This window comes from Cellulosimicrobium cellulans, assembly GCF_007679345.1.
Lineage (GTDB): Bacteria > Actinomycetota > Actinomycetes > Actinomycetales > Cellulomonadaceae > Cellulomonas > Cellulomonas cellulans_A.
This window is the reverse complement of record NZ_VEGH01000007.1, coordinates 95,234-122,121: the sequence shown is the minus strand read 5'-3', so window position 1 is coordinate 122,121 and position 26,888 is coordinate 95,234. Positions and strand designations below refer to the sequence as shown.

General features: G+C 76.0%; 25 protein-coding genes. 8 read left to right on the top strand and 17 right to left on the bottom strand.

The window, feature by feature from the left end; genetic code table 11:
• Nucleotides 1-110: 110 nt before the first annotated feature.
• Both FS882_RS11160 and FS882_RS11155 read right to left on the bottom strand, forming a co-directional pair.
• Nucleotides 111-1,037, bottom strand: coding sequence for a carbohydrate ABC transporter permease (locus FS882_RS11160; RefSeq protein ID WP_158373136.1), 927 nt, complete (start codon nt 1,035-1,037; stop codon nt 111-113).
• On the bottom strand, nt 1,034-1,990 hold the full coding sequence (locus tag FS882_RS11155) for a carbohydrate ABC transporter permease (protein WP_158373135.1): 957 nt from the start codon (nt 1,988-1,990) through the stop codon (nt 1,034-1,036). Before FS882_RS11155 ends, FS882_RS11160 begins: the two co-directional genes overlap by 4 nt.
• A gap of 214 nt (nt 1,991-2,204) precedes the next feature.
• On the opposite strand from FS882_RS11155, the gene FS882_RS11150 reads away from it, so the two are divergent.
• Nucleotides 2,205-2,972, top strand: coding sequence for an AzlC family ABC transporter permease (locus FS882_RS11150; protein ID WP_158373134.1), 768 nt, complete (start codon nt 2,205-2,207; stop codon nt 2,970-2,972).
• On the top strand, nt 2,969-3,289 hold the full coding sequence (locus tag FS882_RS11145; protein WP_158373133.1) for an AzlD domain-containing protein: 321 nt from the start codon (nt 2,969-2,971) through the stop codon (nt 3,287-3,289). Before FS882_RS11150 ends, FS882_RS11145 begins: the two co-directional genes overlap by 4 nt.
• 21 nt (nt 3,290-3,310) lie before the next feature.
• Here the strand turns inward: FS882_RS11145 and FS882_RS11140 are convergent, their stop codons facing one another.
• Nucleotides 3,311-4,126 carry a thymidylate synthase gene (locus FS882_RS11140; protein ID WP_158373132.1) on the bottom strand — a complete coding sequence of 272 codons (816 nt, stop codon included), beginning with the start codon at nt 4,124-4,126 and terminating at the stop codon, nt 3,311-3,313.
• Nucleotides 4,127-4,199: 73 nt separating this feature from the next.
• Between FS882_RS11140 and FS882_RS11135 the strand changes: the two genes are divergently transcribed.
• From FS882_RS11135 to FS882_RS11125, 3 genes are all read left to right on the top strand, one after another.
• A complete protein-coding gene (locus FS882_RS11135; RefSeq protein WP_158373131.1) occupies nt 4,200-5,669 on the top strand; it encodes an NAD-dependent succinate-semialdehyde dehydrogenase in 1,470 nt (489 codons plus the stop codon).
• 5 nt (nt 5,670-5,674) lie between these two features.
• On the top strand, nt 5,675-6,235 hold the full coding sequence (locus tag FS882_RS11130; RefSeq protein WP_158373130.1) for a GNAT family N-acetyltransferase: 561 nt from the start codon (nt 5,675-5,677) through the stop codon (nt 6,233-6,235).
• Nucleotides 6,236-6,401: 166 nt separating this feature from the next.
• Entirely contained in the window at nt 6,402-8,174 is a 1,773-nt protein-coding gene (locus FS882_RS11125) for a putative bifunctional diguanylate cyclase/phosphodiesterase (protein WP_158373129.1), read from the top strand.
• Nucleotides 8,175-8,205: 31 nt separating this feature from the next.
• Here the strand turns inward: FS882_RS11125 and FS882_RS11120 are convergent, their stop codons facing one another.
• The 7 genes from FS882_RS11120 to FS882_RS11090 form a co-directional block, all read right to left on the bottom strand.
• Nucleotides 8,206-8,730: a hypothetical protein gene (locus tag FS882_RS11120; protein WP_262348225.1), complete on the bottom strand. Its 525-nt coding sequence runs from the start codon at nt 8,728-8,730 to the stop codon at nt 8,206-8,208.
• A gap of 5 nt (nt 8,731-8,735) precedes the next feature.
• Nucleotides 8,736-9,491 (bottom strand): 4-hydroxy-tetrahydrodipicolinate reductase, encoded by a 756-nt coding sequence (dapB, locus tag FS882_RS11115; RefSeq protein WP_158373128.1) that lies wholly within the window; start codon nt 9,489-9,491, stop codon nt 8,736-8,738.
• Between the two features lie 9 nt (nt 9,492-9,500).
• The gene (locus FS882_RS20990) at nt 9,501-10,361 is read right to left on the bottom strand and encodes a hypothetical protein (RefSeq protein WP_187365261.1); all 861 of its coding nucleotides are present in this window, start codon (nt 10,359-10,361) and stop codon (nt 9,501-9,503) included.
• A gap of 140 nt (nt 10,362-10,501) precedes the next feature.
• The gene (locus FS882_RS11105) at nt 10,502-11,830 is read right to left on the bottom strand and encodes a M16 family metallopeptidase (protein WP_158373127.1); all 1,329 of its coding nucleotides are present in this window, start codon (nt 11,828-11,830) and stop codon (nt 10,502-10,504) included.
• A gap of 1 nt (nt 11,831) precedes the next feature.
• Complete coding sequence (locus FS882_RS11100; RefSeq protein ID WP_158373126.1) at nt 11,832-14,066, bottom strand: polyribonucleotide nucleotidyltransferase; 2,235 nt, start codon at nt 14,064-14,066, stop codon at nt 11,832-11,834.
• Nucleotides 14,067-14,276: 210 nt separating this feature from the next.
• Nucleotides 14,277-14,546 (bottom strand): 30S ribosomal protein S15, encoded by a 270-nt coding sequence (rpsO, locus tag FS882_RS11095; protein WP_154730160.1) that lies wholly within the window; start codon nt 14,544-14,546, stop codon nt 14,277-14,279.
• A 130-nt stretch (nt 14,547-14,676) separates the two neighbouring features.
• Nucleotides 14,677-15,678, bottom strand: coding sequence for a bifunctional riboflavin kinase/FAD synthetase (locus FS882_RS11090; RefSeq protein ID WP_158373125.1), 1,002 nt, complete (start codon nt 15,676-15,678; stop codon nt 14,677-14,679).
• Nucleotides 15,679-15,833: 155 nt separating this feature from the next.
• Between FS882_RS11090 and FS882_RS11085 the strand changes: the two genes are divergently transcribed.
• Nucleotides 15,834-16,274 carry a YdeI/OmpD-associated family protein gene (locus tag FS882_RS11085; RefSeq protein ID WP_158373124.1) on the top strand — a complete coding sequence of 147 codons (441 nt, stop codon included), beginning with the start codon at nt 15,834-15,836 and terminating at the stop codon, nt 16,272-16,274.
• 96 nt (nt 16,275-16,370) lie between these two features.
• Here the strand turns inward: FS882_RS11085 and truB are convergent, their stop codons facing one another.
• Both truB and FS882_RS11075 read right to left on the bottom strand, forming a co-directional pair.
• On the bottom strand, nt 16,371-17,336 hold the full coding sequence (gene truB, locus FS882_RS11080) for a tRNA pseudouridine(55) synthase TruB (RefSeq protein ID WP_158373123.1): 966 nt from the start codon (nt 17,334-17,336) through the stop codon (nt 16,371-16,373).
• A complete protein-coding gene (locus FS882_RS11075) occupies nt 17,333-17,965 on the bottom strand; it encodes a TetR/AcrR family transcriptional regulator (protein WP_262348224.1) in 633 nt (210 codons plus the stop codon). The genes truB and FS882_RS11075 overlap by 4 nt, the downstream gene beginning before the upstream one ends.
• A gap of 75 nt (nt 17,966-18,040) precedes the next feature.
• Here FS882_RS11075 and FS882_RS11070 point away from each other — a divergent pair, with 75 nt between their 5' ends.
• Nucleotides 18,041-19,555 (top strand): DHA2 family efflux MFS transporter permease subunit, encoded by a 1,515-nt coding sequence (locus tag FS882_RS11070; protein WP_158373122.1) that lies wholly within the window; start codon nt 18,041-18,043, stop codon nt 19,553-19,555.
• Between the two features lie 119 nt (nt 19,556-19,674).
• Here FS882_RS11070 and rbfA read toward each other — a convergent pair whose 3' ends face one another.
• From rbfA to rimP, 5 genes are all read right to left on the bottom strand, one after another.
• Nucleotides 19,675-20,133 (bottom strand): 30S ribosome-binding factor RbfA, encoded by a 459-nt coding sequence (gene rbfA / locus FS882_RS11065; RefSeq protein ID WP_147793846.1) that lies wholly within the window; start codon nt 20,131-20,133, stop codon nt 19,675-19,677.
• Between the two features lie 98 nt (nt 20,134-20,231).
• Nucleotides 20,232-23,141 (bottom strand): translation initiation factor IF-2, encoded by a 2,910-nt coding sequence (gene infB, locus FS882_RS11060; protein WP_158373121.1) that lies wholly within the window; start codon nt 23,139-23,141, stop codon nt 20,232-20,234.
• Nucleotides 23,142-23,318: 177 nt separating this feature from the next.
• Nucleotides 23,319-23,558, bottom strand: coding sequence for a YlxR family protein (locus FS882_RS11055; protein WP_410053276.1), 240 nt, complete (start codon nt 23,556-23,558; stop codon nt 23,319-23,321).
• A gap of 125 nt (nt 23,559-23,683) precedes the next feature.
• Nucleotides 23,684-24,814 carry a transcription termination factor NusA gene (nusA, locus tag FS882_RS11050; protein ID WP_158373119.1) on the bottom strand — a complete coding sequence of 377 codons (1,131 nt, stop codon included), beginning with the start codon at nt 24,812-24,814 and terminating at the stop codon, nt 23,684-23,686.
• A 2-nt stretch (nt 24,815-24,816) separates the two neighbouring features.
• Nucleotides 24,817-25,395 (bottom strand): ribosome maturation factor RimP, encoded by a 579-nt coding sequence (gene rimP, locus FS882_RS11045; RefSeq protein ID WP_158373118.1) that lies wholly within the window; start codon nt 25,393-25,395, stop codon nt 24,817-24,819.
• A 260-nt stretch (nt 25,396-25,655) separates the two neighbouring features.
• Here rimP and FS882_RS11040 point away from each other — a divergent pair, with 260 nt between their 5' ends.
• Entirely contained in the window at nt 25,656-26,852 is a 1,197-nt protein-coding gene (locus tag FS882_RS11040; RefSeq protein ID WP_158373117.1) for a DUF4439 domain-containing protein, read from the top strand.
• The last annotated feature ends 36 nt before the right edge of the window (nt 26,853-26,888 follow it).

The window sequence follows — 26,888 nt, the reverse complement described above, 5'->3', positions numbered from 1 at the left end:
TGGTGCTCCTTCGGGGGTTCGCGCGCCGCGTCGCGGCGCTCGGGGGCTGACGGTCGCGCGGGGGCGCGGCCGTCTCAGGCGGCCGGCGGACCGGCCACGTTCCGGGCGGGTCAGCCGGTGACGGCGCCCGCGGTGAGGCCGGCGACGAGCCGGCGCTGCAGGACCAGGAAGACGACGAGGATCGGCAGGGTCACGACGACCGTGGCGGCCAGCAGCACGCCCCAGTTGGTCAGGCCGTCGATGTTCTGCAGCAGGGTGAGGCCGATCGGCAGCGTCATCTTGTCGGCGCGGTCGATGACCAGGAACGGCCAGAGGTAGTCGTTCCACTCGGTGACGACGGACACGAGGGTGACCGCCGCGATGGTCGGCGTGCTCATCGGGACCACGAACCGCCACAGCTTGCGCCAGTGGCCGGCGCCGTCCAGCTCCGCGGCCTCCAGGATCGAGGCGGGCAGCGTCAGGAAGTGCTGGCGGAACAGGAAGGTGCCGAACGCGCTGGCCAGGCCCGGGACGAGGATGCCCTGGTAGGTGTTCAGCCAGCCGAGGTCGGCGACCAGGGTGTAGTTCGGGATGATCGTGACCTGCGGCGGGATCATCAGCGTGGCGATGACCAGCCCGAACACGACCCGCTTGAACGGGAGCTCCAGGAACACCAGCGCGTAGGCGCAGGTGAGGCCGAGGACCACCTTGAGGCCGGCACCGACGACGGTCAGGCCGACGCTGTTCAGCAGCAGCCTGCCGAGAGGCACGGTGTCCGCGGCCTGGGCGTAGTTGTCTAGGCTCGGCGCGCCCGGCAGCCACTGCACCGGGAACTGGTACAGCTCCTGGGAGGTCTTGAGGCTGGCGAGCAGCATCCAGATCAGCGGGGCGCCGAGCACGATCGTCGCGAGGACCATCGTGAGGTAGCTGGCGACGTGCGGGCGCTGCCGGCGGCCCGGGCGGGACGACGCGGCGGTGGGCCGGACGTCGCGCCGGGTGGGCGCCGCGGGCGGGGTCGCGGCCTCGGCGGCCGGGCGACGGGGCGTCAGGACGCTCATGCGTAGTGGACCTTCCGCTGGACGAACCGCATCTGCACCGCGGTGACCGCCAGCAGCACGAGGAACAGGACGGTGGCAACGGCGGAGGCGTAGCCCGCGCGGCCGTTGACGAAGCTCTCCTGGTACACGGAGTACATGAGCGTCGTGGTCGACCCGAGCGGCCCGCCCTGGGTCATCGCCTTGATGATGTCGAACGACTGCAGCGAGGCCAGCATCATCGTGACCAGCAGGAAGAACGACGTCGGGGTGAGCAGCGGCAGGATGATCGACCGCAGCGTCCGGAACGACGAGGCGCCGTCCAGGGCCGCCGCGTCCTTGAGGTCCTGCGGGACCGACTGCAGGCCGGCCAGGTAGATCAGCGCGACGTACCCGAGGTTCTTCCAGAGGTAGACGACGATCACCATCACCAGCGGCCAGGGGCGCTGGGTGTACCACTGGGGCGAGGAGGCCCCGATCCAGCTCAGCACCTCGCGCATCAGGCCGTACCGCGGGTCGAAGATGAACAGCCAGAGGATGCCGACCGCGAAGCCCGAGAGCACGTAGGGCGCGAACGCCACGGTCCGGGCGAAGCCGCGGCCGCGGAGCTTCTGGTTGAGCAGCACCGCCAGGCCGAGGCCCAGCAGCATCGCGCCGCCCACCGTGGCGACGGTGAACACCACCGTGGTCGTCACGACCTGCGTGAAGTTCCGCGAGGTGAACAGCTCGACGTAGTTGCCCAGCCCGATGCTGCGGGCGACGGGCGAGCCGAGGTTCCACTGCAGCGTGGACAGGTAGAACGACTGGATCAGCGGCCGGTAGACGAACACCAGCAGCAGGGCCACGTTGGGCCCGGCCAGCAGGAGGAACCACAGCAGCGCCGACCGGCGCTTGTGCGACTGGAGCGCCCCGCGCCGCCGGGGGGCGCCCGAGAGGGCGGCCGCCGGTGGCGGGGCGAGGACGTCGGCAGAGGTCACGGGGAGGAGTCCGCTTCACGAGGGGGCAGGTGCTGGCCCGCTCCGTCGCCGGCCCTGGACACCCTGCCCCGGCCGCGCCACCGGGGACGACCCCTCCCGGGGTGCGTTCCGCAAGGCTTCCCGGGTCGTTCACCTGGGGTTCCGCGGCGTCACCGGGCGGTCAGCGGGTGGACGCCCGGGCGACCGCCCGACCCGGACGTCCTACCCTCGTCGCGTGCTTGCCCGCTCCCCCGCGGACCGGTCCGACCCCGCCGTCCGGTCGGCCGTCCGCACCGCCGTGTCCGTCTCCGTGGCCACCGGGCTGTACGGCGTGTCGTTCGGCGCGCTGTCCGTCGCCGCCGGCCTGGACGTCCCGCAGACGATGGCGCTGAGCCTGCTGATGTTCAGCGGCGGCTCGCAGTTCGCCGCGGTGGGCGTCGTGGGCGCCGGCGGCGGGATCGGGGCGGTCGCGGCGACCGCGGGGCTGCTCGGGGCGCGCAACGGCCTCTACGGGGTGCAGGTGGCCCCCCTGCTGGGCGCGTCCGGCTGGCGGCGGCTGCTCGCGGCGCACCTGACGATCGACGAGTCGACCGCCGTGGCGACCGCGCAGCCGACCCGCGCCGCGACCCGCGCCGGGTTCTGGTGGACCGGGGTGGGCGTCTTCGTGCTGTGGAACGCCTTCTCGCTCCTGGGTGCGCTGCTCGGCGACGCGCTGGGCGACCCGCGCCGGTACGGGCTGGACGCGGCGGCCGGGGCGGCGTTCCTCGCGCTGCTGTGGCCGCGGCTGTCCGGGGACGACCCGCGGGCGACGCGGATCGTGCGCGTCGTGGCCGCGGCGGCCGCCGTGCTGGCGCTCGCGCTCACCCCCGTGGCCCCGCCGGGGGTGCCGGTGCTCGCGGCGGCCGCGCTCGCCGTGGTCGTGGGCGCGCTGGACGGCGGCCCCCGGGGCGCGGGCGAGCCGGGCGACGACGGGCGCGACGCGGCGCCGGTGGTGACCCCGTGAGCCGGCTCGCGGTGTGGTGGGCCGTGCTGGCCGCCTCGGTCGTCGTGCTCGCCACGAAGGTCGCCGGGCACCTGGTCCCCCGCGCGCTCCTCGAGCGACCCCGGGTCGTCCGCACCGCCGCGCTGGTGACCGCGGCGCTGCTGGCCGCGCTGGTCGCGGTGCAGACGGCGACGACCGACGGCGCCCTGGTGCTCGACGCGCGGGTGGCGGCGCTGGCGGTCGCCGCCGTCGCCCTGCTGCTGCGCGCGCCCTTCGTCCTCGTGGTGCTGCTCGCCGCCGCGACCGCCGCCCTGCTCCGCTGGCTGGGCCTGCCCTGACGCGGGCGCCGGGCGGTGCCGTCAGACAGCGACGGGGGCCTTGATCGCCGGGTGGTGCTGGTAGTTCTCGATCGTGACGTCCTCGTAGGTGTACTCGAACAGGCTCGGGGCCCTGCGCAGCACCAGGCGCGGGGCCGGGAACGGGTCCCGGGTCAGCTGCTCGCGCACCTGCTCGACGTGGTTGTCGTAGATGTGGCAGTCGCCGCCGGTCCAGACGAAGTCGCCGACCTCCAGGTCGACCTGCTGCGCCACCATGTGCGTGAGCAGCGCGTAGGACGCGATGTTGAACGGCACGCCCAGGAACAGGTCGGCGGACCGCTGGTAGAGCTGGCAGGAGAGCTTGCCGTCGGCCACGTAGAACTGGAAGAACGCGTGGCACGGCGCGAGCGCCATGGACGGGATGTCCGCGACGTTCCACGCGGAGACGATGTGCCGCCGCGAGTCGGGGTCGCGGCGCAGGCCGTCCAGCACCTGCGCGAGCTGGTCGATCGTGCCGCCGTCGGGGGTCGGCCAGGACCGCCACTGCACCCCGTACACCGGGCCCAGGTCACCGTCCTCGGCCGCCCACTCGTCCCAGATGTGCACGCCCTTCTCCTGCAGCGTGCGGGCGTTGCGCTCGCCGCGCAGGAACCAGAGCAGCTCCTCGGTCAGGCCGCGCAGGAAGACGCGCTTCGTGGTGACGAGCGGGAACCCCTGCTGCAGGTCGAACCGCATCTGGTGCCCGAACACGCTGCGGGTCCCGGTGCCGGTGCGGTCCGCCTTGGGGGTGCCGGTCTCCAGCACCAGGCGGAGCAGGTCCTCGTACGGCGTCTCGATCGGTCCGGCGGGCGTCGTCATGGGGCCATCGTAGGGTTCCCGCCCGCCGATCTCGGGGTGCCGCCCGGCGAGGTCCGGGTCGACACTGGGCCCCATGACCTCGCCGCTGCCGCCGTACGTCGCCGCCCACACGCCCACCGGCCTGCTGATCGACGGCGAGTGGCGGCACGCCACCGGCCGGGGCACGTTCGCCGTGGCCGACCCCGCGACCACCGACGTGCTGTTCGAGGTGGCCGACGCCACGCCCGAGGACGGCCTCGCGGCGCTCGACGCGGCCCACCGCGCCTTCCCGGCGTGGCGCGAGGTCGCCCCGCGGACCCGGTCCGACGTGCTGCGCGCGGTGTTCGACGCGATGGTGGCCCGCGCCGAGGACCTGGCGGCGCTCATCACCGCCGAGGGCGGCAAGCCGCTGGCCGAGGCCCGCGCGGAGGTGCAGTACGCGGCCGAGTTCGTGCGCTGGTACTCCGAGGAGGCGGTGCGCCTCGGCGGCCTGACCCGGCGGGCGCCCGCGGGCACGCACCACCAGCTCGTGCTGCGCCGCCCCGTCGGTCCCGCGCTGCTCATCACGCCGTGGAACTTCCCGATCGCGATGATCACCCGGAAGGTCGCCCCCGCCCTGGCCGCCGGCTGCCCCGTCGTCATCAAGCCGGCGCAGCTCACCCCGCTGACCACCGCGTACTTCGCCGAGATCGTGCGGGCGGAGCTCGACGCGCGCGACCTGCCCACCGGGATCGTCAACGTCCTGCCCACCTCGTCGTCCCGCGCGCTGACCGAGCCGGTGATCGCCGACCCGCGGCTGCGCAAGCTGTCGTTCACCGGGTCGACCGAGGTCGGGCGCTCGCTGCTCAAGCAGGCCGCGGACAACGTCCTGCGCACCTCGATGGAGCTCGGCGGCAACGCCCCGTTCCTGGTGTTCGCCGACGCCGACCTGGACGCCGCCGTCGAGGGCGCCGTCGCCGCCAAGATGCGCAACGCCGGGCAGACCTGCGTCGCGGCCAACCGGTTCCTCGTGCAGGAGGAGGTCGCCGCGGAGTTCGCCGACCGGCTGACCGCGGCCTTCGAGCGGCTCGTCATGGGGCCCGGCACGGCGCCCGACGTCGCCGTCGGCCCGCTCATCGAGAAGGCGGCCGTCGACCGGGTCGAGGAGCTGGTCACCGAGGCAGCGGACGACGGCGCCCGGGTGCGGACCGGCGGCGAGCGACCCGGCCGGCGGGGGTACTTCTACCCGCCGACCGTGCTGGACCGCGTACCCGAGGACGCCCGCGCGGTGCGGGAGGAGGTCTTCGGGCCCGTCGCGCCGGTCGTGACCTTCGGGGACGAGGCCGACGCCGTCCGGCTCGCGAACGCGACGGAGTTCGGCCTGGTCGCCTACGCCTACACGAGGGACGTCGACCGGGTCATGCGGCTGGCCGAGGGCGTCGAGACCGGGATGCTCGGGATCAACCGCGGGATGGTGTCCGACGCGAGCGCGCCGTTCGGCGGCGTCAAGGCCTCCGGCATCGGCCGCGAGGGCGGCGAGGCCGGGATCGAGGAGTATCTGGAGCCGCTGTACGTGGCATTGTGAGCAGCATGGACCCCCTGCTCGCCGCCACCTCCGACGTCTCCGTCCGGCCCGCCGTCCCCGGGGACGAGGGGGCCGTCGCGGCGGTGCAGCTCGCCGCCTGGCGCGCGACGCTCGGCGACCTGGTCGGCGCGGAGGTCCTGGACCGGGTGGACCCGGCGCGGGTCACCGACCAGTGGGCCGCCGCCATCGCCTCCCCGCCCGGCCGCGGGTACCGGGTGCTGGTCGCGATGCACGGCCCCCGGCTGGTCGGGTTCGTCTCCGTCGCGCCCGTCACCGCCCCGCCCGGGTCCGGCGACGACACCCCGGGCGGCGAGATCCTCGCGCTCGAGGTCGACCCGGCCGAGCGCCGGCTGGGCCACGGCTCCCGGCTCCTGGCGGCCGTCGTCGACCTGCTGCGCGACGAGGACCGGGCGACCAGCGTGCAGACCTGGGTCGTGCAGGGCGACACCGCGCGCGAGCAGTTCCTCGGCTCGGCCGGGCTCGGTGACGTCGGCGCGACCCGCGTGCTGGGCGAGCAGGACGACCCGCGGGAGATCACCGAGCACCTCTGGGGCGCGAGCATCTAGACGCGGGCGGTCCCGACCGCCCGCGCCACCTCCGCCCCGGACGGGCGCGACCGCGCGGGTGACGCCGTCACCCGGACGGGTCGGCCCCGGTGAACGGGGCGCGAACAGCCGACGACGGCGCGCGCCGACCGCTCAGGCCGGCCGCGCCGCGGGCGATCGTGCGGGCGTGTCCCCCCAGACCCGCGCGCCCTGGCGGCGCGCCGACCGCGGCCGCGCCCTCGCCGACCTGGTCTCCGCCCCCGTCGTCGTCGCCCCGACCGACCCCTGCGAGGCGGTGGACGTCGGCTTCCGCACCCGGTGGACCGGCTCCTCGGTCCTCGTCGCCCCGCGCGACCCCGGCGGCGCGTACGGGATGGTGGCCCGCAAGGACTTCCTCACCACCATGACCGGCCGGTACGGGTTCGGGCGGTCGCTGTGGGGGCGGCGACCGGTCGCGGACGTGGCCCGGTGGGACGTGCCGTGGGTCGACGTGCGCGCCTCGCTGACCGAGGCCGCCCAGCGGCTGGTCACCGGCGACGGCTACCAGGACATGCTGGTCACCGGCGCGGACGGCGGGCCGGTCGGCATCCTCGACCCGACGACGCTGATGGAGGCGCTGGCGGCCGAGCTCGCCCACGAGGCGTCGCACGACCACCTGACCGGCGTCACCTCGCGGGCGCGGTTCGTCGAGGGCCTCCGGGAGCTGTGCGCGGCCGCGCGCGCGGACGGCGGGGCGGTCGTGCTGGCGTTCCTCGACCTCGACCGGCTCAAGGAGGTCAACGACACCCTCGGGCACTCGTTCGGCGACGCGCTGCTGCACTCGGTCGCGACCCGGCTCGCGGCGTGCGCGCAGCCCGGCGACGTGGTCGGGCGGCTCGGTGGCGACGAGTTCGCGGTCGCCCGGCTGCTGCCGCCGCAGACGCCCGACGACTCCTGGCGGGTGCGCGCGCTGGACCTCGGCGAGGTGCTGCGGGCCGCGATCGCCGCGCACGACCCGGGGCTGCCGGTGCCCGCCCACTCCCGGGTGTCCGTCGGCCTGGCGCTGGGCGCGGGCGCGCTCGTGGACCACGACCGGCTGCTGCGCGAGGCCGACCTCGCGATGTACGGCGCGAAGAAGGCCGGCGGGGACCGGGTCCGGCTGGCGGGGGCGGACGCGGCCCGGCGGGCCGGTGCGGACCCGGGCCCCGTCGGCCTCGCGGGCCTGGCCGCCCTGCCCGGGCTGGAGCTGGACGCGCTGGAGGTCCACTACCAGCCGATCGCCGGCACCGCGGACGGGTCGGTGCACGAGGTGGAGGCGCTGCTGCGCTCCCGGGACGCCGAGGGGCGGCTCGCGGGCCCGGTCGCGCCCCTGGACCGCGCGGCGCGCGCCGGGCTCGCCGTCGAGCTCGACCTCTGGGTCCTCGAGCGGGCGTGCGTCGACCGGGCGGCGTGGCGGGCGGAGCTCGGTGAGGGTGCCCCGGCGGTGGTGAACGTGAACCTCTCCCCCGCCGCGCTGGAGGAGCCCTTCCTGGCCGAGCGGGTGCTCCGGGTGCTCGACGCCACCGGCACGCCGCACGGCGCCGTCCGCCTGGAGCTGTCCGAGGCCGCCTCCGAGGCGCAGGTCGCGGGCGCGCTCCGGGCGCTCGACGCGCTGCGGGCCGCCGGGGTACTGATCGCGCTCGACGACCTGGGCGGCGCGATGTCCGGGCTGCGGCAGGTCTCGCGGCTGCCGGTCGACGTGCTCAAGATCGACCGGTCGGTGGTGGCCGGGATGCTCGACGACCCGCTGGACGCGCTGCTGGTCGAGCTGGTGCACCGGATAGCCGTCGAGCAGGGCATGACGGTCGTCGCCGAGGGCGTGGAGTCGCAGGCGCAGCTGGACGCGCTGCGGGCCGCGGGGGTGCCGCTGGTGCAGGGCTTCCTGGTGGCGCGCCCCATGCCGGCGGACGCCCTGCACGCCTACCTGGCGGGCGCCGCCTGACCCGTGGGTCGGGAGCGCAGCGCCCGGGGGGTCAGGACAGGCCGCGGGGGGTCTCGCCCGCCGCGGGGGTGCGGCCGCGGTGGACCCGCGACGCGTGCCGCAGGGCCGCGCGGGCCCGACGCCGGTCGCCGGCCGCGTCGTAGGCGAAGGCGAGCCGGTACCAGGTCCCCCAGTCGCCGGGCGGGGCCGCCTCCGCCTCCGCCCGGGCCGCCGTGAACTGCTCGGCCGCGGCGGCGCGGTCGATCCGCCCGCCGGGGCTGCGCGGCAGGTCGTCCACGGGCAGCTCGCCGCGCGCGGCGAGGGTGTCGGCCATGCGCTGCACGTCGACGGCCAGCAGCCACTCCCGGGCGACCAGGCCCAGCACCAGCAGCGGCAGCAGCGCGAACGCGGCGCCCAGCCCGACGCCGACCGGCTCGCCGGTGCGGATCAGCGCCACCGCGCGGCCCGCGACCAGCCACAGGTAGAGGCCGAGCAGGGCGGTGAGGGCGATCGCGGCGACCAGCCCGGTGCGCCGGCGCGCGGACGAGGCGGGCGCGGTGTCCCGGGGCTCCCCCACGGCGGTCAGCCCAGGTCCAGGTAGTGCTCGAGCCCGACCGTCAGCCCCGGCCGCGACCCGACCTGGCGCACCGCGTGCAGCACGCCCGGCATGAAGGACACCCGGTCGAACGAGTCGTGCCGGATCGTCAGCTGCTCGCCCGCGTTGCCCAGCAGGATCTCCTCGTGCGCGACGAGCCCGCGCAGCCGCACCGCGTGCACCCGCACGCCGTCCACGTCCGCGCCGCGGGCGCCGTCGATCGACGTCGTGGTGGCGTCGGGCACCGGTCCGAGCCCCGCCTCCCGCCGGGCGGCCGCGATCGCGGCGGCGGTGTGCCGCGCCGTGCCCGACGGGGCGTCGACCTTGTCCGGGTGGTGCAGCTCCACCACCTCGACCGACTCGAACCACCGCGCGGCCCGGGCGGCGAACGCCATGGCCAGCACCGCGCCGAGCGCGAAGTTCGGGGCGACGAGCACGCCGACGCCCGGGCGGCCGGCGAGGTCGGCCTCGACCCGGCCCAGCGACTCGGCGGTCCAGCCGGTGGTGCCGACGACGGCGTGCACGCCCTGCGCGATCAGCGACCGGACGTTGGCCTCGGCGACCGCGGGGACCGTGAAGTCGACGGCGACCTGAGCACCCGTCGCGGCCACGGCGCCGACGTCGTCGCCGTGCTCCAGGGCGGCGACCAGCTCGAGGTCGGGTGCCGCCTCCACGGCGTCGACGACGGTCCGTCCCATGCGGCCGGCCGCGCCCAGCACGGCCACCGTGATCGCTTCAGTCACCGCTGCACCCTATGCGGTCGCGAGCACGTCCTCCATGCCGCGCACGGCCCGGCGCAGGTCCAGCGCGCCGAGGCCGGTGAACCGCTCCACCTCGCGCTGGGGGTAGCCGGCGTCCACGTAGGCGCGCAGCACGCGCACCACCCCGACGGCGTCGCCGCGGTCGTCCACCCCGAGCTCCCGCACCGCGCAAGACAGCCGGACCGTCGACAGGAACGCCGACGGGCTGAGGCCGACGTGCGCGGCGAGCAGCGCGTGCAGGCCGGCGAGCGAGCGGTCGACCTCCCGCGCCAGGTCGACCGACCGGACCAGCCCGCGCTCGGCGTCGGCGTACCGGGCGACCCGGTCGACGGCGTCCCGCTCGGCGGGCGGCACGGGGCGCCGGACGGCCGCGGCCAGCGCGTCCTCCAGCACCGCCACGCAGGCGGCGGCCGCGGCGGCCTCGCCGACGGCCGCGGCCGCGTCCCAGGCCGCGCGCATGCCCGCGGCCAGCGCGGGCTCGTCCAGGCCGAGCGCCGTGCCCAGCGGGCGGTGCTCGTCCACCAGGAACCCCGCGGGGTGCAGCGCGGACAGCGCCCACGGCGCCAGGCGGGCACCCACCTCCCAGGACTCGGCGTCCCCGGCGGGCAGCACCACCCCGGGCACGACGCGCGGCCCGCGCAGCACGCTGCCGACGGTCTCCGCCTCGCGGGTCAGCGGGTCGACCCAGCGCACCGGCGCGCCGAGCCGGACGACGGCGGACGGGCGGCCGTCCGGCAGCGCGACCCGCGGCGGGGCGGCGTGCGCCGCACGGGCGACCCAGAACGCCTCGACCAGCCCCGGCGACCGGGGGGCGACGGCGACGGAGCGGCGGGTGGAGGTGACGGCGGCCATGCCCTCATCATCGTCCCGCGCGACGCGCGGCGGAACGGGACCTCCGGCCCGGCACCCCCGTCGCCGGGGCGCACCCCCGGGAACGGCAGGAGCCGGGCCCCCGCGAGGGGACCCGGCTCCTGGGCGGACGTGCGCCGGCGTCAGTCGCCGAACGGCCCGACCCGGACCACGGACCGGGGGCGCGACGCCAGGTCGGCGGCCAGCTCCTGCACCTCGCGGGCCGTGACCGCGCGGACCCGGTCGAGCGACTCCTGCGTGGACAGCAGCTCGCCGTGCACCAGCTCGGACTTGCCGAGCCGGCTCATCCGCGACCCGGAGTCCTCCAGGCCGAGCACCAGGCTGCCGGACAGCTGCCCGACCGACCGGCGCAGCTCGGCGTCGGTGATGCCGCCGTCCGCGAGCCGCTCCAGCTCGGCGACCAGCAGCTCGGTGACCTCGTCGATCTTCGCCGGCGCGCAGCCCGCGTAGAGCCCGAACACGCCGGTGTCGGCGTGCCCGGACGCGAACGAGTACGTCGAGTACGCCAGGCCCCGCTTCTCGCGGATCTCCTGGAACAGCCGGGACGACATCCCGCCGCCGAGCGCCGCGTTCAGCACGGACAGCGTGAACCGGCGCGGGTCGGTGGCGGTGAGCCCCGTGCCCCCGACGATGACGTTGCCCTGCTCGGTGGTGCGGCGCACCGTCAGCTCGGAGGCGCCGGCGGTCACCGGCAGCGCCGCGGACGCGCCGCGGCGCGCGGCGGGTGCCGCGCCCTCCGCGAGGTCCCAGCCGCCGTCGCGCAGCGCCCGGGCGACCTGCTCGGCCAGGACGTCGTGGTCGACGTTGCCCGCCGCGGTCACGACCAGCGTGTCCGGGCGGTAGTGCTGCCGGTAGTGCTCCCAGACGGCGTCCCGGGGCACGGCGCGGATGGTGTCCGGCGTGCCGCCGATCGGCCGGCCGAGCGGGTGGTCGCCCAGCACGACGGTGGCGAACCGCTCGTGCACGACGTCGCTCGGGTCGTCGTCGTTCATGGCGAGCTCCTCGAGGATCACGCCGCGCTCGGTCTCGAGCTCGTCGCGGTCCAGGCGTGCGGAGGTCACCATGTCCGCGATGACGTCGACCGCCATCGGCAGGTCCTCGTCGAGCACCCGGGCGTAGTAGCAGGTGTGCTCCTTGCCCGTGGCGGCGTTCGCCTCGCCGCCGACCTCGTCGAACGCCTCGGCGATGTCCATCGCGGTGCGCCGCGCGGTGCCCTTGAACAGCAGGTGCTCGAGGAAGTGCGTCGAGCCGTGGTGCCCGTCCGACTCGTCCCGGGAGCCGACGCCGACCCACGCCCCGACGGACGCGGACCGCACGCCGGGGACGTGCTCGGTGAGCAGGCGGACCCCGCCGGGCAGGACGGAGCGACGGACGGATCCGTCACCCGCCTGCCCGGCGGTCACGTCGCTGCCCGGGGTGCCGGGCGCGACGAGCGGGAGGTCCAGCGGCACGTCAGGCGTCGGCCGGCTCAGCAGCGGCGGACTCGTCCGAGCCCTCCGCCGACTCCTCGACCACCGCGTGCAGCGACAGCTTGCCGCGCGGGTCGATCTCGCCGATCTCGACCTGGACCTTCTGGCCCACGCCGAGGACGTCCTCGACCTTCTCGACCCGCTTGCCGCCCACGAGGCGACGGATCTGCGAGATGTGCAGCAGACCGTCCTTGCCCGGCGAGAGCGAGATGAACGCGCCGAAGGTGGTCGTCTTGACGACCGTGCCGACGAAGCGCTCGCCGATCTCCGGCATGTGCGGGTTCGCGATCGCGTTGATCGCCGCCCGCGCGGCCTCCGCCGACGGACCGTCGGTGGCGCCGATGTAGACCGTGCCGTCGTCCTCGATCGAGATGTCGGCGCCGGTCTCCTCCTGGATCTGGTTGATCATCTTGCCCTTCGGGCCGATGACCTCGCCGATCTTGTCGACCGGGACCTTCACCGTGATGACGCGCGGGGCGTTCGGCGACATCTCGTCGGGCGTGTCGATCGCCTCGTTGATGACGTCGAGGATCGCGAGGCGCGCCTCCTTGGCCTGGGTCAGCGCGTCGGCCAGCACGGAGGCGGGGATGCCGTCGAGCTTGGTGTCGAGCTGGATGGCCGTGACGAACTCGCGGGTGCCGGCGACCTTGAAGTCCATGTCGCCGAACGCGTCCTCGGCGCCCAGGATGTCGGTGAGCGCCGCGTAGCGGGTCTCGCCGTCCACCGTGTCGGACACGAGGCCCATGGCGATGCCGGCGACGGGGGCGCGCAGCGGCACACCCGCGTTCAGCAGCGACAGGGTCGAGGCGCAGACGGAGCCCATCGAGGTCGAGCCGTTGGAGCCGAGGGCCTCGGACACCTGGCGGATCGCGTAGGGGAACTCCTCGCGCGACGGCAGCACCGGCATGAGCGCGCGCTCGGCGAGGGCGCCGTGCCCGATCTCGCGCCGCTTCGGCGAGCCCACGCGGCCGGTCTCACCGGTCGAGTAGGGCGGGAAGTTGTAGTTGTGCATGTAGCGCTTGCGCGTCTCGGGCGACAGCGTGTCGAGCTGCTGCTCCATGCGGAGCATGTTCAGCGTGGTGACACCCATGATCTGGGTCTCGCCGCGCTCGAACAGCGCCGAGCCGTGCACGCGGGGCAGGACCTCGACCTCGGCGGACAGCGTGCGGATGTCCCGCAGGCCGCGGCCGTCGATGCGGAAGCCGTCGGTGAGGATGCGCTGGCGGATGACCTTCTTGGTCACCGAGCGCACCGCCGCGGACAGCTCCTTCTCGCGGCCCTCGAAGGACGCGGCGAGCTGGTCCAGGACCTCGGCCTTGATCTCGTCCAGGCGGCCCTCGCGGGTCTGCTTGTCGGCGATCTGCATGGCCTCGCGGATCTTCGCCTCGGCGGCGCCCTCGACGGCCTCGTACGCGTCCGGCTGGTAGTCCGGGAACGTCGGGAAGTCGCGGGTCTCCTTGGCGGCCTGCGCGGCGAGCTGCTGCTGCGCCTCGACCAGGACCTTGATGAACGGCTTGGCCGCCTCGAGGCCCTCGGCCACGACGGCCTCGGTCGGGGCGGTGCCGCCCTCGTCCTTGATGAGGTTCCAGGACTTCTCCGGGGCCTCGGCCTCGATCATCGCGATCGCGACGTCGCCGCCCTCGACCACGCGGCCGGCCACGACGATCTCGAACGTCGCGCGCTCGCGCTCGGTGTACCGCGGGAACGCGACCCACTGGCCGTCGATCAGCGCGATCCGCACGGCGCCGACCGGGCCGGAGAACGGCAGGCCGGAGATCTGGGTGGAGATGGACGCGGCGTTGATCGCCAGCACGTCGTACGCGTCGTCCGGGTGGATCGCCAGGACGGTGACGACGACCTGGACCTCGTTGCGCAGGCCCTTGACGAACAGGGGGCGCAGCGGGCGGTCGATCAGCCGGCAGGCCAGGATCGCCTCGGTCGACGGGCGGCCCTCGCGGCGGAAGAACGAGCCGGGGATCTTGCCGGCGGCGTACTGCCGCTCCTCGACGTCCACCGTCAGCGGGAAGAAGTCGAACTGGTCCTTGGGGTGCTTGCCCGCCGTCGTGGCGGACAGCAGCGCGGTCTCGCCGTCGAGGTACGCCATCGCGGCGCCGGCGGCCTGCTTGGCCAGGCGGCCCGTCTCGAAGCGGACGGTGCGGGTGCCGAAGCGACCGTTGTCGATCACGGCCTCGGCGAACTGGATCTCGGGACCCTCCACGGGTGCCCTCCTTTGTCTCGAAGGCGCCGGACCGGTCACGGCGGTCTTCGATCGAGGCACCCGGACACGCGTTCCGGGAACCACTACCGAGGACCGGACGCGTCGACCGGCGCGGAGTGAGAGTGGTGCTGAGGTGGTGCACGCCGGCCCCTCCCGGGGCCGACGCAGGACCAGCCCGGACCCCGATCGGGGTCCGGGCCGGTCAGGCGGTCACCGGCGCAGGCCGAGCCGCTGGATCAGGCTGCGGTAGCGGTCGATGTCGACCTTCTGCAGGTAGCCCTGGAGGCGACGACGCTGGCCGACCAGCAGCAGCAGGCCGCGGCGGCTGTGGTGGTCGTGCTTGTGCGTCTTGAGGTGCTCGTTCAGGTCGTTGATGCGCTGCGTCAGCAGGGCGATCTGGACCTCCGGCGAGCCGGTGTCACCCTCGTGGGTGGCGTACTCGGCCATGATGGACTTCTTGGTGGCGCTGTCGAGGGGCACGACTCTCCTGGATTGTCTCGTTGCGCGGTGCTCCGGGGCAGGTCCACCCGGGCGCTCTCGTTCCGCGGCCGTTCTGACGGCTGTGCGAGTCTACCAGGTGCGGGTGCCGGACCCGGGGCCCGCCGGGCCCTCAGCCGGCGGCGCCGGCCAGGACCTCGCGCACGCCCGCCACGTCCTGGTGCATGCGCGTGATCAGCTCGTCCACCGACTCGAACCGCAGCGTCGGCCGCAGCCGCTCGACGAACTCCAGCACGACCTCCTCGCCGTACAGGTCGAGGTCGGTGCGGTCGAGCACGTACGCCTCGACCCGGCGCTGCAGGCCGGCGAACGTCGGGTTCGTGCCGACCGACACCGCCGCGGGCAGCACGGCGTCCGGCGACCCGGCGGGCACGGCCGGCCGCCGCAGCCACCCGGCGTACACGCCGTCCGCGGGCACCATCCCGGTCGCGTCCTGGGACAGGTTGGCCGTCGGGAACCCGAGGTCGCGGCCGCGCTTGTCGCCGTGCACGACGGTGCCGCGCATCCGGTGCGGGCGGCCGAGCACGCGGGCGGCCTGGCGGACGTCGCCGGCGACCAGCAGCTCGCGGACCCAGGTGGAGGACCAGCGGCGGCGCAGCGGGTCGGCGAGGGCGGCGGCGGGGTCGTCGTCGGCCGGGTCCGGCGCGACGTCCTCGATCACCTCGACCGCGAAGCCGAACCGCTCCCCCAGCTCGACCATCGTCGCCAGGTCCCCGGCGTTGCCGCGCCCGAACCGCACGTCGCGGCCGACGACCACGGTGCGCGCGTGCAGCCCGTCGACGAGGTAACGGCGGACGAACTCCTCGGCGGTCTGCTGCGCGAAGTCGAGGGTGTACGTGAGCAGCAGCACGGCGTCGAGGCCGGTCTGCTCGAGGAGCTCCAGCCGGTCGGCGTCGCCGGTGAGCAGCGGCGGGGCGGTGTCGGGGCGGTGCACCTGCTGCGGGTGCGGCGTGAACGTCACGGCGACCGAGCGGGCGCCCACCGCGCGGGCGTCGGCGACCATCCGGGTCAGCACGCCGACGTGGCCGCGGTGCACGCCGTCGAAGTTGCCGACCGTGACGACCGACGGCCCGAAGTCCGCCGGGACCTGCGCGAGGTCCGTCCAGCGCTGCACCAGCTCTCCCGTCGGTCGGCGCCTCGCGGCGCGGTCGGCGCCGGCGGGGTCGCGGCGCGGGGACAAGCCTGCCACGGCGCACGGGGTGCCTCGCGCGCCGCGGCGCTACGCTCGGCGCGCAGCCGCGCCGCGGCCCACGACCCCGGAGGTCCCGCATGGTCACCCTGCGCACCACCCTCGTCGCCACGGGCGGCACGACCACCGGCATCGAGGTGCCCGAGGACGTCGTCGCCGGGCTCGGCCGCGGGAAGCGGGTGCCCGTCGTCGTCACGATCAACGGGCACGCCTACCGCGGGTCGATCGCCCCGTACTCGGGCGGGTACTGGGTGGGCGTCTCGGCGGCGAACCGGGCCGCCGCCGGCATCGAGGCCGGCGAGCCGGTCGAGGTCGACCTCGCGGTGGACGACGCGCCCCGCACCGTCGAGGTGCCGGCGGACCTGGCGGCCGCGCTCGCCGCCGGCGGCCCCGTGGTCGCCGAGGCGTGGGCGGCGCTGTCGTACTCGAAGCAGCGCGCCCACGTCCTGGCGGTCGAGGGCGCGAAGACCGGTGCGACCCGGGAGCGCCGGGTCGCGTCGGTGGTCGCGACGCTGGGCTGACCGGGGTCGTTCCTGGCGTCGAGAGCGGGCCCACCCGCCGAGACAGGGCCGCGGGCGCTCCTCTCTCGACCCGGGAGCCCTCTCTCGGCGTCCTGCTCAGGAGGCGGCGGCGAACACCAGGGCCGGGCGGGCGTGCGGGCCGCGGTCCTCCAGCAGCGCCGCGAGCGCGCCGTCCGGGGTCAGCGCGGCGACCGTCACGCCGGCGCCCGTCCCGGTCGCCGGGATCCGCTGCCCGTAGGACAGCGCCCGGGCCTCGGGCTCGGTCAGCTCGCGCACCGGGAACGTCGCCCGCGCGGCCTCGGCGAGCGGCAGGGTGTCGAGCGGCAGGTCGGCCGGCCACGCCTCCAGGTCCTCGAGCGACCGCGCCCCGTCGATCCCGTACCCGCCGACCCGGGTGCGGCGCAGCGCGGTCAGGTGACCCCCGACGCCGAGGGCCCGGCCGACGTCCCGCGCGAGCGCCCGGATGTACGTGCCCGACGAGCACACCACCGTGACGTCGGCGTCGAGCGCCGCGACGCCCGAGCCGTCCGCGTCCGGCACCTGGCGCACCTCGTGCACGTCGAACCGGGAGACGGTGACAGGACGCGCCGCGAGCTCGACGTCCTCGCCCGCCCGGACCCGCGCGTAGGCGCGCTGCCCGTCGACCTTGATCGCGCTGACCGCGCTCGGCACCTGCTGGATCGGGCCGGTGAGGCCAGCGACGGCGGCGTCCAGCGCGGCCCGCGCCACGCCGGCGGCGTCGGTGCGCGCCACGAGCTCGCCCTCGGCGTCGTCGGTGGTGGTCGCCACGCCGAGGCGGATCGTCGCGGTGTACTCCTTGTCCGCGCCCACGACGTAGGTCAGCAGCCGGGTGGCCCGCCCGACGCCGAGCACGAGCACGCCCGTCGCCATCGGGTCGAGCGTGCCGGCGTGCCCGACCTTGCGGGTGCCGGCCAGGCCGCGGGCCTTCGCGACGACGTCGTGGCTGGTCCAGCCCTGCGGCTTGTCGACCACGAGCAGGCCGTCGGCGGCCGTGGGACGGCGCGGCCGGTCGGGGCGGCGCTGGTCGCGCGCGGCGGTCACGCGGTCGCCCCGGCGCGGTCGCCCGCCGTGGCGGCGGACCCGGCGGCGACGACCTCGGGCGCGAAGCAGCGCAGGAGCGCGTCGAAGCCGGCGTCCTGCCCGGCGTGCCCGAAGCCGTCCGAGCTGAGCAGCACGTTGATCAGCATGCCGTCGGCCACGAACCGCCGGGCGGTCTCGTCGCCGTCGGGGTCGTCCGGCTCGACGCGGTCCCGGAACAGCCGGAAGACCTCGCCGAGCGTGTGCCGGGCGAGCGCGGTGACCTCCGGGTCCTCCGCGGTGAAGCCGTGCATGAGGACGCGCAGCAGGTCGCGGTCGGCCATGAGCTCGACGTAGGCGCGCCCCGTCCGCTCGACCGCGCCCGGCCCGGGCTCGACCGCGGCCATCGCCGCGAGCACCCGCTGCGTCGTGTGGCGGTAGGCCTCCAGGAACAGGCGCTGCTTCGACCCGAACAGCCGCACGACGTAGGGCTGCGACACCCCCGCGGCGCGCGCGACCTGGTCGGTCGTCGTCCCCGCGTACCCCCCCTCGGCGAACACCTCGATCGCGGCCGCGAGGATCTGCTCGCGCCGCTGGTCCCCCGACATGCGGGGGGCGCGCGGGGCGGGCCGGGTGGCGTGCTCGAAGTCCATGGTTGACATGTTATCAGTCGATAACTAACGTCCGTCCCTGTCGAAGTAATCAGCCGATGCTTACAGGAGCCTCCGATGTCGACGCAGACCCGCACCACCGCCCCGGGTGCCGGCGCCGCCGGCGCCCCGGCGGACCCGCCGCCCGCCGCCGCCCCGGGCTCGCCCGGCGCCGGGGCCCCCGTGCCCGGCCCCGCCCGCACCGCGATCCGCGCCGTCCCGGTCGCGGTGGCGCTGCTGGCCGCCTCGCTGCCCATGTTCATGGCGACGCTCGACAACCTCGTCGTCACCAGCGCGCTGCCCGTCCTGCAGGCCGAGCTCGGCGCCACGCTCACCGACCTGCAGTGGGTGGTGAACGCCTACACCCTGGCGTTCGCGACGCTGATGATCGCCGCCGCGACGCTCGGCGACCGCTGGGGCCGGCGCCGCACGTTCCTCGGCGGGATCGCGGTGTTCACCCTCGGGTCGATCGCCGCGGCCCTCGCCGGCTCCCCCGGCGCCCTGATCGCCGCCCGCGCCGTGCAGGGCGTCGGGGCCGCGGCCGTCATGCCGCTGTCGCTCACCCTGCTCGCCGCCGCGGTCCCCGCGTCGCGACGCGCCATGGCCATCGGCATCTGGGGCGGCGTCTCCGGCCTCGGCGTGGCGCTCGGCCCGGTCGTCGGCGGCGCGGTGGTCGAGGGCATCTCCTGGCAGGCCATGTTCTGGATCAACGTGCCGGTGGCCCTCGTCGCGGTCCCGCTGGTGCTGCGCGCGCTGCCCGAGGGCCGCGGGCGCGCGCAGCGCCTCGACGTGCCCGGGCTCGTGCTCGCAGCCGCGGGCGTCCTCGGGATCGTGTGGGGGGTCGTGCACGGCAACGAGGACGGCTGGACCTCGGCGGGCGTGCTCGCCCCGATCGTCGGCGGGGTCCTGGCGCTCGCGCTGTTCCTCCGGCACGAGGCCCGCACCCCGCACGCGCTCGTCCCGCTGCGGCTGTTCCGGTCGCGCAGCTTCTCCGTCGCGAACGTCTCGGGCTTCGCGTTCTCGCTCGGGGCGTTCGGCGCGGTGTTCCTGCTCGCCCAGTACCTGCAGGTGGTCCAGGGGTACTCCCCGCTGGAGGCCGGCCTGCGCACGCTGCCCTGGACCGCGGCGCCGATGGTCGTCGCGCCGCTCGCGGGGATGCTCGCGCCGCGCGTCGGGGTGCGGGTGCTGCTCACCGGCGGGCTCGTCGCGCAGGCGGCCGGGCTCGCGTGGCTCGGGTTCGCCGTCGCGGACGGCGGGTACGCCGCGCTGGTCCCGGGCCTGGTGCTCGCCGGCGTCGGGATGGGCCTGACCTTCGCCCCGAGCGCGACCGCGGTGCTGCACGGCATGGCGCCGGACGACCACGGCACCGCGTCGTCGACCAACTCGACGCTGCGCGAGGTCGGCGTGGCGCTGGGCGTCGCGGTGCTGACCGCGGTGTTCACCGCGGCGGGCGGCACGATCAGCCCCGACGGGTTCGACGCCGGCCTGCGCCCTGCGGTGCTGACCGGCGCGGCGGTCATCGCGCTCGCCGCGGCCGCGTCGCTGGCGATGCCGCGCACGACCGGCCGCGAGGACGCCCGCGCGGACGCCTGACCCCGCGGAGGCGCGCGGGACAGCGCGCCGAGGACGTCACAACGCCACGAGGTCGTCACTCAGGAGCGACGACCTCGTGGCGTTGTGACGACCTCACGGCCGCCCGGGGGCAGGGAGGCTCAGCGCGCCGCGTCCGCCTCGTCGGCGTCCTCGTCCTCGTCCGCGGGCTTGCGGTACGGGTCCGCCTCGCCGGCGTACTGCGCGCCCGTCGCCAGGGCCGAGACCTCGCGGTCCCGGCGCGCGGCCTCGAGCAGCGCCGCGTCCAGGTGGGCGGCGGTCTCGGGCACGGCGTCCAGGTGGAACTCCAGCGTCGGGGTGAGCCGGACGCCGGTCTGCTTGCCGACCTCGGACCGGATCAGGCCCTTCGCGCTCTCCAGCGCCTGGGCCGTCCCCGTGCGGGCCTCCTCGTCGCCGAGCACCGTGTAGAACACGCTGGCGTGCTGCAGGTCGCCGGTCACGCGCACGTCGGTGACGGTCACGAAGCCGAGCCGCGGGTCCTTGATCCGGGTGTCGAGCATCTGCGCGACGATCTGCTGGATGCGGTCCGCGAGCTTGCGGGCCCGGGGGTGGTCCACCATGTCGATCTCCTCTCAGCGCCCGCGTCGGCGGGCGGACGAACGGCCGCGGGCCTGCCCCCACGCTCGGCGCGTGGGGGCAGACCCGCAAGTGGGACCGGTCAGGAGCGCGGCTTCTCGCGCATCTCCCAGGTCTCGATGATGTCGCCCACCGTGATGTCGTTGTACGACCCGAGGCCGATACCGCACTCGAAGCCCTCGCGGACCTCCGTGGCGTCGTCCTTGAACCGCTTGAGCGACTCGACGGTGAGGTTGTCGCCGATGACCGCGCCGTTCCGGAGCACCCGCGCCTTGGTGTTGCGACGGATCTCCCCGGACCGGACGATCGAGCCGGCGATGTTGCCGAACTTGGAGGAGCGGAACACCTCGCGCACCTCGGCGGAACCGAGCTGCACCTCCTCGTACTCCGGCTTGAGCATGCCCTTGAGGGCCGCCTCGACGTCGTCGATCGCCTGGTAGATGACCGAGTAGAACCGGACGTCCACGCCCTCGCGCTCGGCGAGGTCCTCCACCCGCTCCGCGTACTTGACGTTGAAGCCGATGATGATGGCGTTGTCGACCGTGGCGAGGTTGACGTCGTTCTGCGTGATCGCACCGACACCGCGGTGGATGACCCGCAGGTCGACCTCGTCGCCCACGTCGATCTTGAGCAGCGCGTCCTCCAGCGCCTCGACGGCACCGGACACGTCGCCCTTGAGGACCAGGTTGAGGGTCTCGACCTTGCCCTGCTGCAGCGCCTGCGTGAAGTCCTCGAGGCTGATGCGCTTGCGGCGCTTGGCCAGGAGGGCGGCGCGCTCGGCGGCCTCGCGCTTCTCGGCGATCTGCCGGGCGGTGCGCTCGTCCGGCGCCACCAGGAAGGTGTCGCCGGCGCTCGGCACCGACGCCAGGCCGAGGACCAGCACCGGACGTGCCGGGCCCGCCTCGGTGACGTTCGCGCCGTGCTCGTCGAACATCGCCCGGACGCGGCCGTGGGCCGTGCCCGCGACGATCGCGTCGCCGACGTGCAGCGTGCCGGACTGGACCAGGACGGTCGCGACGGCGCCGCGGCCCTTGTCCAGGTTCGCCTCGATGGCGACACCGCGGGCGTCCTTGTCGGGGTTGGCCCGCAGGTCGAGCGCGGCGTCCGCGGTCAGCAGCACGGCCTCGAGCAGGTCGTCGATGCCCATCCGCTGCTTGGCGGAGACGTCGACGAACATGGTGTCGCCGCCGTACTCCTCGGCCACCAGGTTGTACTCGGTGAGCTGCTGGCGGATCTTGGCGGGGTTGGCCCCCTCCTTGTCCACCTTGTTGACCGCGACCACGATCGGCACGTTCGCCGCCTGGGCGTGGTTGAGCGCCTCGATGGTCTGGGGCATCACGCCGTCGTCCGCCGCGACCACGAGGATCGCGATGTCCGTCACCTGCGCACCACGGGCACGCATGGCGGTGAACGCCTCGTGACCCGGGGTGTCGATGAACGTGATGGCCCGGTCCTGGCCCTCGTGCTCGGTGCGCACCTGGTACGCGCCGATGTGCTGCGTGATGCCGCCGGCCTCGCCCGCGACGACGTCCGTGGACCGGATGGCGTCGAGGAGCTTGGTCTTTCCGTGGTCGACGTGACCCATGACGGTGACGACCGGCGGGCGCGGGAACAGGTCCTCGTCGCCCTCGCCCTCGAGCTCGGCGTCCAGGTCGATGTCGAAGGCCCCGAGCAGCTCGCGGTCCTCCTCCTCGGCCGAGACCATCTCCACGACGTAGCCGAGCTCGGTGGCCAGCGTGCCGAAGGTGTCCTCGTCGAGGGACTGGGTCGCGGTCGCCATCTCACCGAGGTGGAACAGCACCGTGACCAGCGAGGCCGGGTTGGCGTCGATCTTGTCGGCGAAGTCGTTCAGCGACGAGCCGTGGCGCAGGCGGATGACGGTCGAGCCGTTCCCGCGGGGCACCTGCACGCCGCCGAGCGACGGCGCCTGCATCTGCTCGAACTCCTGGCGCTTCGCGCGCTTCGACTTCCGCCCGCGGACCGGACGACCGCCGGCGCGACCGAACGCGCCCTGGGTCGAGCCACGGCCACCGGCACCCGGACGGCCACCGCCGCCACCGGGACGGCCGGCGAAGCCGCCACCGCCGCCGGGACGGCCACCGCCGCCGCCGTAGCCGCCGCCACCGCCGGGACGGCCACCGCCGCCGCCGGCACGGGCCGGACGGTCGCCGGGACGGCCGACGCCGCTGGTGCTGCGGCCCGGCATCATGCCGGGGTTCGGGCGCGGGCCGCCCGGACGCGGCGCCGCGGGACGGGGCCCGCCGGGACGGTCGCCGGCCTGCGCGCCGGCCGAGGCGGCCGGGGCGTCGGAGCGGCGCTCGCCCGGGCGGGGCATGCCCTGCGAGGACGCGAACGGGTTGTTGCCGGGGCGCGGGCCACCGGGGCGCGGCCCGCCGGAGCGGGGCATGCCCTGGGAGGGCGCGAACGGGTTGTTGCCCGGGCGGGGACCGCCGGGACGGGGGGCGCCACCGGGGCGCGGGCCGCGGTCACCGCCGCCCTGACCCTCGGAGGAGCGCGCCGGCTGGGCCGGACGCGGCGCCGGGGCGGCCGGACGGGCCGGGCCGGGACGCGCGGCCGGGGCCGACGGGGCGGACGCAGCCGCAGCCGGGGCCGCGGGGGCGGCCGGGGCCGGAGCGGACGGGGCCGCAGCGGCCGGGCGCGCCGCCGGGGCGGGCGCGGACGGGGCCGGCGCCGAGGGGCGCGCCGCCGGAGCAGGAGCAGCCGGCGCGGCGGCGGCCGGGGCCGACGGCGCGGGGGCGGCAGGGGTCGCCGACGGAGCCGGCGCGGCGGCCGGGGCGTTGGCGGGCCGGCTCGCGGCGGGCTTCGCGCCGCCACCGGCGGGGTAGGTGTCCCGCAGCTTGCGGACCACCGGGGGCTCGATCGTCGAGGACGCCGAGCGCACGAACTCTCCGAGCTCGTTCAGCTTGGTCATGAGGGACTTGCTGTCGACTCCGAGCTCCTTGGCGAGCTCGTAGACGCGGACCTTGGCCACATCTCTCCCTGTCTCGGCCCGCCCGGACAGGGTCGGACCGTCGTTAGTGCTGGGTACTCATCGCTGGGTACTCATCGGTGCGTGCTCATCGGGCAGCCATCGGCTCTTCGACCCGCTTTCCCTGTTCGACGGTGCACATGCCACCCCGGCGGGACGCCCGGGCGGCGACGGTCTTCCTCATCCCCCGAGGTGCTCCCGGACCGCGGACGTGTCCAGCGGCCCCGCGAGACGCAGGGCACGCGGGAACGCACGACGGCGCTCGGCGAGCTCGAGGCAGCGAGGATCGGGGTGCAGCCACGCCCCCCGGCCCGGCAGCGCCCGGCGCACGTCGACCACGACCGCGGGATCTCCCGCGTCCGTCGTCGCCGCGACCACGCGCAGCAGGACCGACCTCGGACCGGCGTTCCGGCACCCCACGCACGTGCGCACCGGGCCCACGACGACCTCCGCCGCGGGATCCGCTGCGTGGGTGTCGGGGTGGCGCCTGCTCGGCGAGGAGAGCCGGGCGTCCGGCCCAGCCGCGACCAGTCTAGCGCGCGACGTCACCCGACTCGACCGGCGCCGCCGGCATCGGCCTCCGCCGCGGGCGAACCGGCGCCCTCCGCGGCCTCGCGCGCGCCCTCGTGGCCGCCGTCCGCGCCCTGCGCGTCGGACCGGATGTCGATGCGCCAGCCGGTCAGCTTCGCGGCGAGGCGGGCGTTCTGGCCCTCCTTGCCGATCGCGAGCGACAGCTGGTAGTCCGGCACGACGACGCGCGCGGCGCGGGCGGCCGGGTCCACGACCGTGACGGACAGCACCCGGGCGGGCGACAGCGCGTGCGCCACCATCTCCGCCGGGTCGTCCGAGTGGTCGACGATGTCGATCTTCTCGCCGTGCAGCTCCGCCATCACGGCCCGCACCCGCGCGCCGAGCGGGCCGATGCAGGCACCCTTCGCGCCGAGACCCTGCACGCGCGAGCGCACGGCCATCTTGGTGCGGTGCCCCGCCTCCCGGGCCAGCGCGGTGATCTCGACGTGCCCCTCCGCGATCTCCGGGACCTCGAGCTCGAACAGCTTGCGCACGAGGTTCGGGTGCGACCGGGACAGCGTGATCTGCGGGCCCTTCGACCCGCGCGACACGTCCAGCACCAGCGCGCGGATCCGCTCGCCGTGCACGTACTTCTCGGTCGCCACCTGCTCGTGCGCCGGCAGCACCGCCTCGGTGCCGCCGACGTCCACCAGCACCACCCGCGGGTCGCGGCCCTGCTGGATGACGCCGCCGAGGACCTCGCCCTCCTTGCCGCGGAACTGCCCGAGCACCTGGTCGTCCTCGGCGTCGCGCAGCCGCTGCACGATCACCTGGCGCGCGGTCGCCGTCGCGATGCGGCCGAAGCCCGCGGGGGTGTCGTCGAACTCCGGGCCCAGGGTGGTCGTCGTCGGCGGCACGGCGGTGACCGTGCCGTCCTCGTCCTCGGCCGGCTCCGGGGCGTCCGGCGCGGGCACCACGGTGCGCTCGCGCGCCCACACGGTGACGTGGCCGGAGCGGCGGTCCAGCTCCACCCGCGCGTCCGGGTGCGCGTCCGGCGTCCGGTGGTAGGCGGACAGGAGCGCCTGCTCGATGGCCGAGACGAGCACGTCCAGGCTGATCTCGCGCTCCCGCTCGATGAGCCGCAGCGCCTGCATGTCGATGTCCACGATCAGTCCTCCCGGCCCTGCGGCCCGTCGGGGGCGGAGTCGCCGCCCCGTGCGTCGTCCTTGTCCCGGACCAGCTCGACCTCGACGCGGCCCTCGCGGACCTGCGCCAGCGCCAGGCGGACGGGGTCGCCGATCTTGGCGGGCCGGCCCTTGACCCCCGGCGTCTCGGGCGTCACCACCACCGCGTCCTCGGCGTCGGTCGCGCCGCGCTCGACGTCGACCAGGCGGCCGGTGAGCGACCCGCCGTCGGCGAGCCGGAGCACGACCAGGCGGCCGATGGCCCGCGCGTAGTGCCGGCGGGCGACGAGCGGGGCGGTGGCGCCGCGGCTGGACACCTCGAGGGTGTACCGGTCGGGCAGGCCGTCCAGGTCGTCGAGGGCGGCGGAGACGGCGCGGGACACGTCGGCGACGCCGTCCAGGTCGACCTGCTCCTCGGCGTCCTCGGGTGCGTCGAGCACGACGCGCACGACGGCCTGGCCGCCCTCGCGGCCCAGCTCGACGTCCTCCAGCCACAGGCCGGCGGCGGTCACCACCGGCTCGATGGTCTCCCGGATGCGCTGCGCGCTGGCGGGCGCGGGCATGTTGACCTCCTGTGTCGGTCCTCGGCGGGGTGCGGCCTCGTCGCGCGCACGCCGACACCGGGGACGTCGACGCTGTGTGGTTGTCGGTCCTGCACGGTGGAGCGGCGCGCGGCGGACCGCGTGCTGCGACCAGCGTACTGACTCCCGCGCGCGGCACCCGCCGGACGGGGCCCGGACCGGGTGCGACGTGCGCGACACCGCCCGGCGCCGGGGACCTCGGTCCGGCCGGCGGCGGGGCGGTCGTGGCAGGATCGCCCGCGATGCCCCGCACCGCCCCGCCCTCGTCGCCGCGCCCCGCCGCGGGCCCGCGCACCGCCGCGGCTCCGCGCCCCGTCCGGACCCGGCGCGCCCGCGCCCTGGCGGGGCTGCTGGTGCTCGGCACCGCCGCCCTGCTGGCGGGCTGCGGCCTCCGCCTGGAGACCGACCCGCCCGCCGAGCCGGTGCCCGACGCCGCCGAGCAGGTCCGGCGCGACACCGTGTCGGACGCGCTCGCCCTCGCCGACGCCGCGGACGACGCGCTCGCCGGGGCGGACCAGGGCGCGGCGGCCGTGCTCGGCCTGGTGTCCTCGACCGCCGCGGACCAGGTCGAGGCGCTCGGCGGCGTGTACGACTCCGGCCTCGCGGACCCGGACGGCGCGACGCCCTCCCCCACCCCCTCGGACACCGCCCCCGCCGCCACGCCCGCCGACGTGCTGACGCTCCTCGGCGAGACCGCCTCGGCGGCGCGCGCCGACGCCCGCGACGCCGAGGACCCCGGCCTGGCCCGGCTGCTCGCCGCCGTGGCCGCGTCCCGCGCCCAGCTGACCGACCGGCTCGCCGCGGCGCTGGGCACCGAGGCGCCCGCCGTCGACGCCGAGCCCGACGACGGGTTCACCGCGGGCGGGTCCGCGGACGGCTCGGGGTCGGGCGACGGCTCCGCGACGGCGCCGTCCGCGTCCGCCACGGGGCCGGTGTCCCCGTCGCCCGCGGCCACCGGCCCGGCGGACGCGCTCGGCGCGGACCTCGACCGGACCGACGCCCTCGCCCTGGTGCTCGCGGAGGACCAGGCGGGCTACGGGTTCGAGGTGGCCGCGGCCCGGCTCTCGGACGACGCCCGGTCCCGCGCCCGCACCGCCGCCGCCGCGCACCGCGCCACCGCGTCGGCCTGGGCGGAGGCCGTCGGGGTCGCCGGCACCGCCGAGGACCCCCGCCGGGTGGCCTACGAGCTCGACGCCGACCTGTCGTCGGCCGAGGCCGTGCGGGCGTTCGCGGCCGGGCTGCTCACCGACCTCGCCGCGGTGCACGCCGACGCGGTGCTCGACACCGGCGCGTCGACCGCCGACCGCACCGCCGCCGTCGACGGGCTGCGGACGTCCGCGGTCGAGTCGCTGTCCTGGGGCGCGACCCCGACGGCCCTGCCGGGCCTCCCGGCGGGGCAGTCGACGGCTTCCCCGACGCCGACCGCCACCGCGGGCTGACGCCCGCCCCCCGACCGCCGAGGTCGCACTCGTCGC